The 13,401-nt window shown below is 62.6% G+C and carries 17 protein-coding genes; 2 read left to right on the plus strand and 15 right to left on the minus strand.

Translation table 11 applies throughout. From position 1 onward, the window contains the following. Positions 1 to 31: 31 nt before the first annotated feature. From HZR20_RS11765 to HZR20_RS11785, 5 genes are all read right to left on the minus strand, one after another. The gene (locus HZR20_RS11765) at positions 32 to 241 is read right to left on the minus strand and encodes a hypothetical protein (RefSeq protein ID WP_181686936.1); all 210 of its coding nucleotides are present in this window, start codon (positions 239 to 241) and stop codon (positions 32 to 34) included. Then, the gene (locus HZR20_RS11770) at positions 241 to 465 is read right to left on the minus strand and encodes a hypothetical protein (protein WP_181686937.1); all 225 of its coding nucleotides are present in this window, start codon (positions 463 to 465) and stop codon (positions 241 to 243) included. Before HZR20_RS11770 ends, HZR20_RS11765 begins: the two co-directional genes overlap by 1 nt. A 240-nt stretch (positions 466 to 705) precedes the next feature. Further along, positions 706 to 1,719, minus strand: coding sequence for a deoxyhypusine synthase (locus tag HZR20_RS11775; protein WP_181686938.1), 1,014 nt, complete (start codon positions 1,717 to 1,719; stop codon positions 706 to 708). A gap of 61 nt (positions 1,720 to 1,780) precedes the next feature. After that, positions 1,781 to 2,368: a SprT-like domain-containing protein gene (locus HZR20_RS11780; RefSeq protein WP_181686939.1), complete on the minus strand. Its 588-nt coding sequence runs from the start codon at positions 2,366 to 2,368 to the stop codon at positions 1,781 to 1,783. A gap of 3 nt (positions 2,369 to 2,371) precedes the next feature. Beyond that, positions 2,372 to 3,139, minus strand: coding sequence for a Nif3-like dinuclear metal center hexameric protein (locus HZR20_RS11785; RefSeq protein ID WP_181686940.1), 768 nt, complete (start codon positions 3,137 to 3,139; stop codon positions 2,372 to 2,374). 331 nt (positions 3,140 to 3,470) lie between these two features. Between HZR20_RS11785 and HZR20_RS11790 the strand changes: the two genes are divergently transcribed. After that, positions 3,471 to 4,784 carry an outer membrane protein assembly factor BamB family protein gene (locus HZR20_RS11790; RefSeq protein WP_181686941.1) on the plus strand — a complete coding sequence of 438 codons (1,314 nt, stop codon included), beginning with the start codon at positions 3,471 to 3,473 and terminating at the stop codon, positions 4,782 to 4,784. Positions 4,785 to 4,956: 172 nt separating this feature from the next. Here HZR20_RS11790 and HZR20_RS11795 read toward each other — a convergent pair whose 3' ends face one another. The 8 genes from HZR20_RS11795 to HZR20_RS11830 all read right to left on the minus strand — a co-directional run bounded on the left by HZR20_RS11795 (position 4,957) and on the right by HZR20_RS11830 (position 11,255). Further along, positions 4,957 to 5,229 (minus strand): hypothetical protein, encoded by a 273-nt coding sequence (locus tag HZR20_RS11795; RefSeq protein WP_220132767.1) that lies wholly within the window; start codon positions 5,227 to 5,229, stop codon positions 4,957 to 4,959. A 194-nt stretch (positions 5,230 to 5,423) separates the two neighbouring features. After that, positions 5,424 to 6,221: a hypothetical protein gene (locus tag HZR20_RS11800; protein ID WP_181686943.1), complete on the minus strand. Its 798-nt coding sequence runs from the start codon at positions 6,219 to 6,221 to the stop codon at positions 5,424 to 5,426. A gap of 86 nt (positions 6,222 to 6,307) precedes the next feature. Next, complete coding sequence (locus HZR20_RS11805) at positions 6,308 to 7,120, minus strand: arginase family protein (protein WP_181686944.1); 813 nt, start codon at positions 7,118 to 7,120, stop codon at positions 6,308 to 6,310. Further along, complete coding sequence (locus tag HZR20_RS11810) at positions 7,121 to 7,495, minus strand: translation initiation factor IF-5A (protein WP_181686945.1); 375 nt, start codon at positions 7,493 to 7,495, stop codon at positions 7,121 to 7,123. It lies immediately after the preceding gene. A 73-nt stretch (positions 7,496 to 7,568) separates the two neighbouring features. Beyond that, positions 7,569 to 9,311 carry an ABC1 kinase family protein gene (locus tag HZR20_RS11815; RefSeq protein WP_181686946.1) on the minus strand — a complete coding sequence of 581 codons (1,743 nt, stop codon included), beginning with the start codon at positions 9,309 to 9,311 and terminating at the stop codon, positions 7,569 to 7,571. A gap of 13 nt (positions 9,312 to 9,324) precedes the next feature. Beyond that, the gene (locus HZR20_RS11820) at positions 9,325 to 9,681 is read right to left on the minus strand and encodes an Hsp20/alpha crystallin family protein (protein ID WP_181686947.1); all 357 of its coding nucleotides are present in this window, start codon (positions 9,679 to 9,681) and stop codon (positions 9,325 to 9,327) included. 81 nt (positions 9,682 to 9,762) lie between these two features. Further along, on the minus strand, positions 9,763 to 10,536 hold the full coding sequence (locus tag HZR20_RS11825) for a hypothetical protein (protein ID WP_181686948.1): 774 nt from the start codon (positions 10,534 to 10,536) through the stop codon (positions 9,763 to 9,765). A gap of 80 nt (positions 10,537 to 10,616) precedes the next feature. After that, complete coding sequence (locus tag HZR20_RS11830; protein WP_181686949.1) at positions 10,617 to 11,255, minus strand: HAD family hydrolase; 639 nt, start codon at positions 11,253 to 11,255, stop codon at positions 10,617 to 10,619. 92 nt (positions 11,256 to 11,347) lie between these two features. Between HZR20_RS11830 and HZR20_RS11835 the strand changes: the two genes are divergently transcribed. After that, positions 11,348 to 11,521: a hypothetical protein gene (locus HZR20_RS11835; RefSeq protein ID WP_181686950.1), complete on the plus strand. Its 174-nt coding sequence runs from the start codon at positions 11,348 to 11,350 to the stop codon at positions 11,519 to 11,521. A 91-nt stretch (positions 11,522 to 11,612) separates the two neighbouring features. On the opposite strand, the gene HZR20_RS11840 is transcribed toward HZR20_RS11835, so the two are convergent. After that, positions 11,613 to 11,807, minus strand: a complete 195-nt coding sequence (locus HZR20_RS11840) for a cold-shock protein (protein ID WP_008526685.1) — start codon at positions 11,805 to 11,807, stop codon at positions 11,613 to 11,615. 111 nt (positions 11,808 to 11,918) lie between these two features. Further along, a complete protein-coding gene (locus HZR20_RS11845; RefSeq protein ID WP_181686951.1) occupies positions 11,919 to 13,091 on the minus strand; it encodes a lycopene cyclase domain-containing protein in 1,173 nt (390 codons plus the stop codon). Positions 13,092 to 13,401 lie beyond the last annotated feature (310 nt).

The following is a 13,401-nucleotide window of genomic DNA, read 5'->3' on the forward strand; positions in this document are numbered from 1 at the left end:
CGTCTTGCCGAGTCGTCGGTAGTACATACGTCTAGATATCTGACCGCTGGCCCAATAACCGTTGGTGGCGACGCTGTGAGGAACCACCCGCCGCGGCGATAGGGCCTGTCGAAGTGTGGGTACTCTCACCCACCCGGTGGTAGGGCGCGGGCACCGGCTGGTCGGTCTCGCGTTCGCGATCGAGTAGCACCGACTGTCTCTCGTCGTCCATGAGCACGTAGGCGCTGGCTGCCTGGACCATCACATCGAGTAGTTCCGGTTCGCTGGCGGTCGCGAGCGCGCCACCACCGCGGAGTTGTCGCCGCGTGATCTCGCCGCCAGCATCGCTCCCTGGTGGACGCTGGCTCGGTTGGTGTTGGGCATTGGCCGTGCCGCCACGCTGGTGGCGTTGTCTCCCTCGCTGTCGTGTCCCGTCTGTTGGTTGATCCGCTGGCAGTGACCCCGTCGACGATTGTCGTCGACCACCCTCGACGGGCTAGCCGGGCCGGTCCTGGGATCAGTCTCGGGGGTTGCGTCGATTTGCCTGTGTTCGATCCGTCTGGCCGCTGGGCGGGCGTTCGGGTTTGCTCCCGCCGAGCGTCGCCCCGCAGGCCTGGCAGAACTGCCAGTCTGCGTCGATGTCGGCGCCGAAATTCGGGCAATTCGGCGACGCGAATGTGCGACTGGAATCGTCTTCGTAACAAAGAGTGGCCGCCAGTTCGTCTCTCACTCGCCGATCCGCTCGCGAGCGGCGGCAACCAGCAGCGGGAACGTGATCGTCGCGTCGGCGTACACCGACGCGTTGCGAGCGGCCTTTTCGAGCTTGCCCCACGAACGCGCCTCGTCCAGCGTCGCCCCTGAGAGCCCGCCTGTCTGGGGCGGGTCCATCGTCAACTGGACGGCGTAGTCATAAGCGTCCGGACTGACGAGCATCGTCTGGAGGACGAAGTTCTTCGGGACGCCGCCACCGACGACCAGCGCGCCGGCCTGCTCGGCTTCGTAGGCAATATCGGTAATTTGAGTCATGTCGGCCAGGGCGTCCAGCATGAACTCGCTGGTCTGGCTGTACATCCAGGCCTGCAAACCCAGTACGGAGTCCTGGACCGCAGGACAGTAGATCGGCACGTCGTGTTCGTAGGCCGCCGCGGCGATGCCTGGGCCTTCCTTGATGTCCTCGCGTTCGTTCACCTCGGTGTTTGCCCGCCCGAGTTCTTCGGTCAGTCGCTGGATCGAGACGCTTCCCTCGTCCTCCAGATCGGGGAAGACTTCGGCCCGGAGGTGCTTCTCGAAAGTCGTGAAGAACTCTTGGGGGAGGTAGACGTTGTAGATGCGGTCGACACCCTCATCGCGCAACTGTTCGTCGTGTTCGCGGGGGGTTGTATCCTCAGCGACGACGTCGCCGTGGTGGTGCTTGCCGCCGATGGCTTCGATCGTGTCGTGGGTGAGGTTCGCACCGGTTGTCACCAGCGCGTCGACGTGCCCGTCCCGGATCAGGTCGGCGACGATCCGACGCATCCCGGCGGGGACCATCGCCCCTGCTAGCCCGAGGAAGTTCGTCACGTCGTCGTCAAGCATTTCGCTGTAGATGTCGACAGCCTCGTGGAGTGCGCTCGCGCCGATGCCGCCGTCCCCGTACTCGGCGGTCAGTTCCTCGACTGTCATCCCGGCCCGTACCTCAGCATGGCCGATCGGATCGTGGGCGAACGTCTCGCGATCACTGTCTGTGTGCTCGTCGGTCATGGCCGTCACTCCGACGGCGAGGCGCTTGAAGCGTACGATCGCTCCGAGCGAGATGCCCGTCTCACAACTCGGGCTGGCTCTTCGTCAGCGGTGCCGAACAACACTCCGATCGATAGTCGTCGTACTCGCGGACGAACGCACACTCACGGTACCGGCGGGCGACCTCCTGGCCGCACGCCCCACAGCGGAACAGCCATCGGGGCGTGGCGAACGTTCGACAGTGGACATCGGTCTCGACCGCTCGCGCCCGGCGCTTGAACGCTGGCCCGTGGTCGGTGGTGCCATCGCGCTGGAACTGCTCGACGTGGAGCAGTTCGTGCCGGAGCGTCGACGCCCATTCCGTCTTCGAGAACGCCTCGAAGGCGTCCCAGGTCAGAGCGACGGTACAAGGCAGGGGTCGGCCGTCGCTGTCGGGGACGCGCGTCCAGTCGATCGGCTCGCCGACAGTCGCGTCCGGTATTTGGGGCCGTTTGACTGCCGCCGCCCGGCGACGCGCCCGCGTCGAAACAGTCCACTCGACGAGGTCTAAGCGAACGTCCAACAGCCACTCGCGGCGTGCCTCTTTCGCGTAGGCGCGCGACCACGTGATCAACTCGTCGTGGGTGTCGATCGCCCCGTAGGCCGGTACCCCTGACTCCTCGACGGCCATCGCTCAAAAGCCGGTCGGGTGGTCGATGAACGTCGTCTCCAGGCCCCACTCCTCGGCCAGGCCCGCGAGCGCACGGACGCCAAAGGTCTCTGTCGCGTAGTGACCAGCCAGGACGAGAGTGAGGTCTAGCTCCTTCGCCCGGTGGTAGGCCGCCTGCTTGCCCTCGCCGGTTACCAGCGCATCAGCTCCTTTCGCGGCGGCCTCCTCGATCCAGTCGGTCCCACTGCCGGTGACGATCGCAACCTCGGAGATCTCTTCGGGCCCGAAGTCGAGAGTCTGTATCGGCTGGCCGCCAGTGTCGAGTTCGGTGGCGAGTCGCTCCTCCAGCTCGTCGACGGTCATCGAGGGCATCCGACCGCGCTGGCCAATGTACTCCTCGCCGAGTTCGCCGAACGGCGCGCGATTGCTGAGATCCAACACGTCCGCCAGCCCGGCCGCATTGCCGAGATCCTGATGGCCGTCCAGGGGCAAGTGGGCCGCGTACAGCGGGAGGTCGTCCGCGAGCAGTGGAGCGAGTCGCCGGTAAGACTCTCCCGTCACGCGGTCGATCCCGTCGCCCCAGAACAGGCCGTGGTGAACGACCAGCAGGTCGGCGTCGACCTCGCGGGCACGCTCGATCGTTTCGACGGCGGCATCGACCGCGACGGCGACGTGTTCGACCTCCGTATCTTCCGGGCCGACCTGCAAGCCATCGGCGCTGGCGTCGATGTCGGCATAGTCGGCGATTCGAAGGCGGTCGTCGAAGCGATCGCAGAGTTCCCTACAGTTCATACCTGCCGATTATGCTGGCGGTACTGTAGTCCTTCGGGAGTCTTGTTGCAAATCAGACAGCCGCTTTGCCGTTTTGCGGATCTAAAATTGTTTCACACCGATAAGCGACAGAAATCACCACCGGGTTTTGAATACTCGAAACGGCGCAGATATAACAGAGAGAAATACAGTCATAAATTGCGAAATATCTAAGTTTTATTGATTTATATTCGCACTATGGCACTGATTCAGTCGGCCATTGTCGATCTGGGTGTTTGCAGTGACTGTTTGGTAGCTAGTGCGAGCACGACGATTGCCCACCAAGGGCAGAGTGAATAGCGCGATCATAGACGTGACTGATAAATCAACGCAGACGACACGGCGACAGTACCTACGCACAGCGGCAGGTATCGGCACGGCAGTAGTGATCGGCTCGAAAGTAAGTCAAAGTGGGACAGCGCAAGCGAGTTCGGGTGGTGAAGAGATCTGGCGGTATGAGACTGGCAATTATCCCCACTCATCACCGACGGTGGTGGATGGGACTGTCTACGTCGGGAGTTGGGACCTCTACGCGCTAGATGCGGCGACGGGTGAGAAAGAGTGGGCCTTCGAGACTGGCAATTGGATGTCCTCGCGAATATCCAGCCCGACGGTAGCCGATGGGACGGTCTTCGTTGGGAGTGATGACTGCAACCTCTACGCGTTGGATGCGGCGACGGGCGAGAAAGAGTGGGCCTTCGAGACGGGCGCCGAGGTGAAGTCGTCGCCGACGGTGGTAGATGGGACAGTCTTCGTCGGGAGTGATGACTACAACCTCTACGCGCTGAATGCGGCAACGGGCGAGAAAGAGTGGATCTTCAAGGCCGGCTATTGGGTGGAATCGTCGCCGACGGTAGTGGATGGGACGGTCTTCGTCGGGAGTAACGACAAGAACCTCTACGCGCTGAATGCGGCAACAGGCGACAAAGAGTGGGCCTTCCAGACCCGCGAGAATGTTTACTCGTCGCCGACGGTAGCCGATGAGACAGTCTTTGTCGGGAGTTACGACGACAACCTCTACGCGGTGGATGTGGCGACGGGCGAGAAAGAGTGGGCATTTGAGACGGACAGCAAGGTGGACTCGTCGCCGACGGTGGTGGACGGCATCGTCTTCGTCGGGAGTTGGGATGAAAACATCTACGCGCTGAATGCGGCGACGGGCGAGAAAGAGTGGGCTTTCGAGACTGGCGCCAGGGTGCGCTCGTCGCCGACGGTAGTGGATGGGGCGGTCTTCGTCGGGAGTGATGACTACAACCTCTACGCGGTGGATGGGACCACGGGCGAGAAAGAGTGGGCATTTGAGACGGACGGCAGGGTGGGGTCGTCGCCGACGGTGGTGGATGGCACCGTCTTCGTCGGGAGTTGGGATGAAAACATCTACGCGGTGGATGCTGGTATCGAAGGATCGAGCGAAGGCTCGCGTGTCACACTCACCACGCTAGGCCAACACGACCAATCCCGCCCTGGTGAGTCCTTTACCGATTCCGCAACGGAGGGTGGACAATCGAACGCGAGTACATCGACGTCCGGTCCGGGATTGGGTGTCCTCGGTACAGTGACCAGTCTGGGGGGCGCAAGCTATCTCATGAGTCGAATGAGAAACGGTAGCCAAGAGTCTGTAGAGTAATAACCTGTCCTCCTCGACGGTCTCGTCGATCTGCAGTTTCCTTGCAGAGCGACTAACTGATGTCGTCCCGAGACGGTCAAGACTGCGGGTATTCGATTCGATCTCCAGAATTGGGGTGAGAAGTGTGACGCTAGCTGATTGTAGCTAACCAGTACGGACGGATATATTCTCTCTATGGAGGTGGACTTGATTGTTTCTTGTTGCCCCCGAAGAGGACGATCAAGATAGCACCAATTCCGCAGGCCGCGAGTAACCCTATTGCCGCTGGTGAGTCCGGTACCGTGTAGATTACGACCGCACAGGTACCGCTGATCGCTGTCAGCAACGTCACTATCGCCGCTCTATCGGCGTTCGATCCGTATCGAGACGCAAGCGAGAGCCGATCGATGAGTTCCAGCCCACCATAAAGGAGGACGATCAGCAGGGCAACGATGATTTCAGACATCCAGTCTTCGGATGGGTCGCCACGTATCGGGCCCAAAACCGCAGGATAAACCAAGGAAATGAATAATGCTACGATGATAATATATCCAGTCGCCCTTCGTATGGTGATATTTGATCGGGTCATGCGTTCCATCCTCTGTCTGACGATACTGTGTGTTGGTGTGGCCCCACGGTCGGGAACAGGACTACGCTGTGTCAGTCGTCCGAACGGTAGAGCTGGTTGCCGTCACGGTCGAGAACGCCGCGGTCGACGAGTGCGTCTAGGACCTCGTCTGCCTCGCGGTGACCGATCCCGTAGGCACTGCCGGCGACTGTCGTGATCTCCTCGGCTTCGACGGGGAACTCCCGGTTCTGGAGGAGTCGCACGACCTTGTTGTAGGAACTCGTCGAGAAGTCACGATCTGTCCCGCCACCGCTGTCCGATCCGCTCGCTGTGGTGTCGGACTGACCGTCGGCCTGCCCGCTCCCTGCGGCCGTCTCTCTCTGCTCGGAGCGACCCGGTCCCGACGGCTGTCCGTCCTCGGGGTCCGCCGTCTGGTCCGTGTCCTGCTCGGTCGCGCTCTCCCCGCCGGGTGCGTCCGTCCACTCCTCGGCGGTCGTCTCCTGGGGGGTGCCCTCGTCCGGGTCGGCCTCGCGGGCGATCATCTCCTCGTCGCGTTCGTGACTGGTTTCGAAGTCCACGAGGTTCGGCCGCTCCTCGTCGAAGCGTTCGACGGTCGCTCCCGGTTGCTCTCCCGAGGTCTCGCTAACAGCATGTCCGTCCGGGTCACTCTCCGCCGTGGCGGACTCGCCGAGTTCGGTTTGGCCGGGATCGCTGGTCGCCGTCACGACACGCTCGACGATCGTCGAGAGCTTCCGTCGACACTCCGGGCAAAGGACCACAGTGCTCTGGTCTTCGACCGACGGACGCAAGTCGCGGGGAACGACGGGATACTCCTCAAGCGGTGCCTCGACCGCGACGCCACAGAAGTAACACGACGCCAATCGATCCATGTATGCGATGATGCTCGCGGGCGACAAAAACCCGTTCCGGTTCCACCCGATCCGGCGCGTCAGATCGACCGGACCAACCCAGCACGCTAGCTCTCAGCGTGCGTATAGACGAAGTCCCGCAGCAGCTTCCCCGCCAGTGCGGCAGCCTGGCCGTTGTCCCGATCGTTGACTTCCACCACGTCGAACCCCGATGCGAGGGGCGCGACCGACTGGACGACCTGGCGCACCGCCCGCGGCTCAAGGCCGAACGGTTCGATGGTCCCGGTCCCGGGGGCAAATCCGGGATCGACAGCGTCGATGTCGACACTGAGATAGACGGTCTCTCCTTCGACCGCGGGCGTCCACGCGGAGACGGACTCGGGCGGGACGATCGTCACGTCAGCCTCGTTGGCTCGCTCGTACTCGGCTTCGCTCCCGGCGCGTGCGCCGAGAATCACCGCCCGGTCGGCCACGTCAAGGGCGTGCCGTGTCACCGTCGAATGGCTGTATGGATCTCCGGCGTAGTCCTCTCGGAGGTCCAGATGGGCATCAAGGCAGACGAAGACATCCGGTTCGAGCGCGCGGACGGCTGCGACGCTGACGGTGTGTTCGCCGCCGAGGAGCAGCGGCACCAGCTCGTCCGCCTGCAGGGCGTCCAGTTCCCCTTCGAGGAAGGTCAGATATTCGGCCGCATCGTCGATCGCGCCGACTGCGCCAATGTCACCGTGATCGTAGACGCCATGCGCAGAGAAGTAACTGTCCGTGTCTGGGTCGTAATCCTCGAAGGAGCGTGCGAATTGCCGGACGCGTTCCGGCCCGAAACGGGTACCCGGCTGGAAGGTTGTCGAAGCATCGAGTGGCGCACCGACGATCGCGTAAGCAGCTTCGCTGCGATCGGTGAGTGCGCCGGGAAAGTCCATCTATACGATCTTGCGCTGCGCTTCGAGCTCGAGGTACTCGATTTCGTCGTCGGGTTCGAGACTTTCGTCTTCGGGGACGCGCATCGTGAACGTCTCGTAGGTTTCTAAGTCCATCACTTGGGCGTCGTTGCCTGACACCGAAACGACCTGGCCCTGTTTGCGCTCGATGATCGGCACCCAGACCTTCGCATCGACCGGCTGGGAGAGGGTGCGCTTTTTCCCGTCGAAGACACCCTTGCCGTCGATTCGGGCTTTCGCACTGCCGTGTTTGCCCGGCTTGGCCGTACTGTAGGCAGTGATCTTGCAGGGCGTCTCATCCATCATTACGTAGCTCCCTTCGTCGAGTTCCCGCACTTCAGTCTGCTGTTTTGCCATGTAGCCGGATTGGCCGGGGACGAGTATAAACGGTTTGGAACACGTCGCGCCGCCGCTGGCGGTCTTCCGGCGACTACGTCCAGCGATCCTCCTCGGGCGCTTTTGCCTCGTCGTCGCTGATCGGCCCGTCTGCCTCGATCGACGGATCTTCCGGCTCTCCCGCCGATTCTCGCTGTCGCATCTGCTGGCGGGTGAACTGGGGTTTTGCCCGGGTAGACCGACGCTCTCGGAACGACCGATAGAGACAGAACAACACGATCAGCGTCACCAGCAGCGAGAGCAATGTCGCCCGGAACGTCGAAAACGAGTACAGCATCGCCGTCGAGACGAACCCGCCAGTCGCGAACAGCCCGAGGACCAGCCGCGCGGCGAGAGCGTCCAACAGGCCGTTGGAGTCCTCGATGTCGGCCCTGACGTAGAAGTCGTCCCGGTCGATCCGGTCGAGCGTCGTCTCGAGTTTGGGCGGGATCCGCACCGCCGACCGCCCGGCTGCTCCAACTTCCTTCGCCCGGTCACGGACGAACTCACGGGCACTCTCCTCCAGATAGCCCTCTTCCCGGAGGAAGTCCGTCGCCACGTCGATGAAGTCAAAGTCGGGGTCGAGGGTCACACAGACGCCCTCGACGACCGTCGCGACCCGCAACACGAGCGCCAGATTCGAGGGGAGACGGAGCGGGAACTCGTAGATCGTGTCCTCGACCTTCTGGATGATCTGCTGGACGCGGTACTGTTCGATGTCCTCGCCGCGGGCGTCGGCGATCGCCAGCTCCATCACCTCGGCCATGACCTGCCGGTCGGCCTCCGGGGAGAGTGTCCCCATCGCGATCAGCGCATCCAGAATGGCGTCGATATCCTGATCGGCGACGGCCATGTAGAAGTCGATGATCCGGTCTTGCAGGTAGGCATCGACCCGGCCGCTCATGCCGAAGTCGTAGAACACGAGCGTCCCGTCGTCTTGGACGGCGAGGTTCCCTGGATGGGGATCGGCGTGGTAGACGCCATCCTCGACGATCATCTGGAAGTACGCGCGTTCGAGATTCTCGGCTAGAGCCGTCCGGTCGACGCCGCGACGGTCGAGTTCCGCGACGTCGCTGATCTTCGTCCCCTCGATGTACTCCATCGTGAGGATCCGTCCCGTCGAGTGGGACTCGACGACCGGTGGAATCCGGACCCGGTCGTCGTCGGCGAAATTGGCCCGGATTTCCGTCAACATCTCGGCCTCGCGTTCGTAATCCATCTCCTCTCGGATCGTCGTGGCGAACTCGTCGGCCAACGTTTCGAGCGAGAACGATCGCGCGTTATCGACGAAGTACAAGATGATGGGTAATAGCCACTGGACGACCTGCAAGTCGGACTCGACAAGCTTTTCGACGCCCGGCCGACGCACCTTTACCGCGACTGGCTCGTCCCCGATTTCGGCGTAGTAGACCTGGCCCAGGCTCGCGCCACTGATCGCGTCAGTGTTGAACTCGCTAAACCGTTCGTCGACCGGGCCGAGTTCGTCCTCGATGACCGCCTGGGCCTGTTCCCAGTCGGCTGGCGGCACGCGGTCCTGCAGCTTCGAGAACTCCTCGACGTACTCCGGCGGGAGCACGTCCGGCCGCGTCGAGAGCAACTGTCCCAGTTTGATGAACGTCGGCCCGAGTGTCAACAGTGACTGGAGCAGTCGCTCGGCCCGATTTCGACGCCGTTCGCTGGAGACGCTCCGGCTCCGACCAAAGAGAAGGAACCGCCGACGGTCCCGGGCGTAGGTGATGGCAAGCGGAAGAAACTGCCGGATGACGGCGACGAACCGCCAGTAGGTACGGAGGGACACCCGACAGCCACCCCTAGGCGTCCTCGACGGGGATCGACTCGCTTGTCGTCACAGTCGACTTCGGGAGTCGAAGTTCGAGGACGCCCCGCTGGACGGTCGCTTTGGCATCACCGGGGGCGACAGCCGGTGGCAACGGCAGTTCAACATCGAGGAATAGCGATCGCTCCTCAGAGACGTACTCGAAGTCCTCGGCAATCGATTTCTCGCGACGCGCCTCGACGAGTAATCGCCCGCTCTCGACCGAGATATCGACTGTCTCGGCAGTACTGCCGGGCATGTCGAGCACGAGCAGGTAGGCATCTTCGGATTCGAGCAAGTCGGCGAAGACTGCCTCGGGCAGGTCCTCGATCGCCTCGCGGAGCGCTGACATGGACCATCTTTCGAGCGGTAGGGCCAAAAACACGGTGGTATCGACAGTCGGACGGACGGTTGTTCTGTCCCGTGGCAATCATCAGGCGACCAGCCAGACGGCTCCTAGCGCCAGCACGCTCAGCCCGATGGCGACTGCCGCTAGCCCGATCTTCGCGACGGACCAGGCGACGCCGCGCTCGCGACGGTCCGCGAGCAGGAATCGCCTGACTCCACTGCCGTCGATGCGGACGCTGACCTCACCCCCGCGACTGCCCGCGGTCGGATCATACTGAGCGCGACCGTAGACGTAACAATCCTCGCCCGGGTCCAGTCGCCGCTCGACGAATCGCTGTTCGTTGCCCAAATGCAACTCGGTGACCCCGATGTCCAGCGTGTTGTCCTGTGGCGAGACGTTCGGGTTCTCGGCGACGAACTGCCGGATGCGTTCTGGTGGGGCCGTCCCCCCAGGAACCGTCACCGTGTGCTCTTCGAAGTGCCGGCCCGATCCCGCGGGTTCGACCCGACAACTGGCAGTGTCGTCGGCCAGTCGAAAGGGCCCGCCAACCAGTCCCTTGTCCAGCGTCTTCCAGTAGGTGCTCGATCCGTGAGCGCCGCCGCTGGTCCGTCGCTCCTGGACTTCCCACTCACAGACGAGCGTTTTGGCCCCGGAGATGGGCGCTTCAGTGGTTCCGTCGTCAGGTTGGGCCGTCCCCATCACTTCGACCGGGCCGGTCTCGTTCGGGAGCTCGAAGACGGCAAGCGGGTCACCGCGATAGACGCGCCAGGCAAAGAACAACTCGCGCACGCCAAGCGCCAGTATTGCGAGACCGGCCAGCGCCACAATCGCACCGCCGAGGAGGGCGAACGACACCATCTCCTGGCGCTTCTCTTGACAGTCTGATGAGTGTTTTCGTTGCGGGGCGATCTCTCTCAGCGCGCGGCTAGTCGAACAGCTCAGACGAGTTCGTCGAGTGCCTCGACGTGATACTCTCCATCGATGTCATCCGGGCGGTCGGCCTCGTCGAACCGTTCGATGTGAATCCCGTCTAGGCCGGCATTGTGTGCGGCTCGGATGTCTTGGGGACTATCCCCAACCATGACCCCCGCGTGGCCGTTGCCATCGACACCGAGATCGGCCATCGCTCGCTCGACCGGGGCTGGATCGGGTTTCCAGCCCAGTTGCTCGTTACAGCAGACCAGCGCATCGATCTCAGTCTGGAGGCCAACACGTTCCAGCGTCGCGTTCGCCAGGTACGGCTGTGAGTGCGTGACGATTCCGATCGGGCCGTCGATCGCCCCAAGCAGTCTTCGGGCGTCGTCGTAGCTGTAGGCCGCCCCGGCCCGCGCCTGGGCGTCTTCGACCTCGTGATATATTGCCCAAAATTCGTCGGGATCGATCCCCCAGTCCCGTAACTTGGGGTTGCGCGCGCCAGCCAGGCCGTGCCAGAGAATCCGCACCTGCCGATCGCTAAACTCGTACCCGAGGCGCTTGCCGACCTGATCGAATATCTGGCGCGGATACGCAGCGTCGACATCGACGAGCGTTCCGTCGAGATCGAACAGCCAGAAGTCGTAGGTTGGCGACTGCGTCATTGGCATCACCATAGGACAACTGTCCGCATGAGCGTTGCGTCCGCGGCGAGTCGCCGACAGCACTTATTATCCGGCACGTGCTGCGGTCACGTATGGAAGCCGAAGCCTGGGAATCAGTCGACGTGATCCACAACAACAAGGGTGAGCCACACGTCCTCCAGCAGAAGGTAAAAGTCTACACTGCCGGCGTCACTGAGGAGTCCTCCGGGTACACGAAGCCGACGATGGACCACCGCCTCGTCCCACTATCTGACATCACGAAGTAGGCGATCGGGACGCTCGACGGCACACGGACCGCTGAGCCGTCGGCTACCCGGTAAATAGTGTATTAGGAGAATCGCAACCGCGTCGAAAGCCTTACTGGCGGACGACGTTGGTCGCGCGGGGGCCCTTCTCGGCCTGTTCGATGTCGAATTCGACTTCCTGTCCTTCCTCGAGGTCCGGGCCGCCGACGTCTTCCATGTGGAAGAATACGTCTTCGTCCGCATCCTCAGTCTCGATGAAACCGTAACCGCCAGTGTCGTTGAAGAAATCAACCGTACCAGTTGCCATTGCGAATCTATCGAAGGGAGCGGGATGTATAAGGGTTCCGAGAGATGGCGTACCACGGGGGATCGAAACACGCCTCACGAGTGTACGTACCACCTGGTATGCGTACTCACCTCATATATCGCTACCCCGTAACGTCTCGTGAATCCCGATCACGAGTGCCGGCACGACGATCATGAACAGGTGTTCCTCGATGGGGATAGCGAGCAGGTCGATTCCGGTCCGGAGCTCTATGGCGAACACGCCCACTTCGAGCGTATACCAGTCCCAGACGTAGGCCAGCGGATAGAGGACGGCGATTGTCCGGGCGGCGCTCGCGATGGCCTCGGCTCGCCACAACAGTGCCAGGGCGAGCGCGCCGAAGGCAACTTCCGTCGCGAGGTACGTGTACGGCCCCATGACGCCGATGTCGATGGGGAGCGGGCCGGTAAAAGGCCGATACCACAGTGCGACCAGCAACAGCGCGAGGAACACGTAGGCCCCGCGGACGAGCAACATCGTCGCCAGCCGTGGGTCGGCCCGGCGGGCGATCGCCGCGACAGCCCCAAACGCAAAGACGGCGAGTATCGTCCCCGTGGGGAAGACGCCGACGGCGGCCAGGATGGCGACACCGAGCAATCCGGCGGCGAGAAACCCCTCCGCCAGTCGTCGGGCTCGATTCGGGCCCAGGACGACGGCCACGGTCCGCTTCCCGATCGAGCGGTCATACGCGTAGTCCTGTCCGTCGTCGATGATCTTGATTCCCAGCAATACCGCGAGCAACACGCCTGCCAGGCCGAACACCGTCGGCGTCAGGGACCCATGCCCCGCGACGAACGCTCCGAGCAACGATAGCGCGATTCCGCCCGGATACCCGCCGGTCGCGGTGATCGGGTTCGTATCCAGCTGTGGCGCGTGGAAATAGCCCAGTGCCCACGTCGGCGCGGTTAGTGCGGCGGCACCCAGCCCAGCGGTCAGGAAGACACCAGCGAGCGCGACCACGAAGACTGACCCGGCGACGACCAGGGCTAGCCGGCAGCCGGCGGCCGACAACGGGTGCTCGTCGTCTTCGTCGCGAACGAAGAAGTCGACGTAGCCGTCCTTGACATGGGCGGTATAGACGGCCGCGAATATCGCCGTCGCGTGCAGTGCGGTCACTGTCGGGACGAACGATCCCGTTTCCCGGGCGGCAAGTAGTGACCCTATCAGTGAGACGGCCACCGGCGGTAACATAAACACCGGATGGATCTGCGACGCCAGCGCCCGGACTGCAGGGCCGGTGCCGGACCGGTGACGCGCGACTCCCATAGCTGTGTCACGGTATCTACTCGCATAGTCGTGTCGGCGCGATCAAATGTTGCTGGCGAGTGCCAGCCCAATCACCGTTGACCTCGGCCCCGCCGTCCAAATGGATCCGATTCCATGGTCAGGCCGGTCTGAGCGTCTCAATCTGATCCTCACTCATGGAACCAATACTATCCCACGTATCGGGGAGAATACTACTCATCCCCTAATTGAGTTCCACTGCGTTAGTTATTCTATTGATCCCGAAGAGTATAAACAAAATACTAGACAGGACTAGAATAGTCGATACCCCCCTATTGCCCGGAGGAAGTTT

The sequence above is a fragment of the Halorhabdus salina genome (assembly GCF_013839425.1).
Classification (GTDB): Archaea; Halobacteriota; Halobacteria; order Halobacteriales; family Haloarculaceae; genus Halorhabdus; species Halorhabdus salina.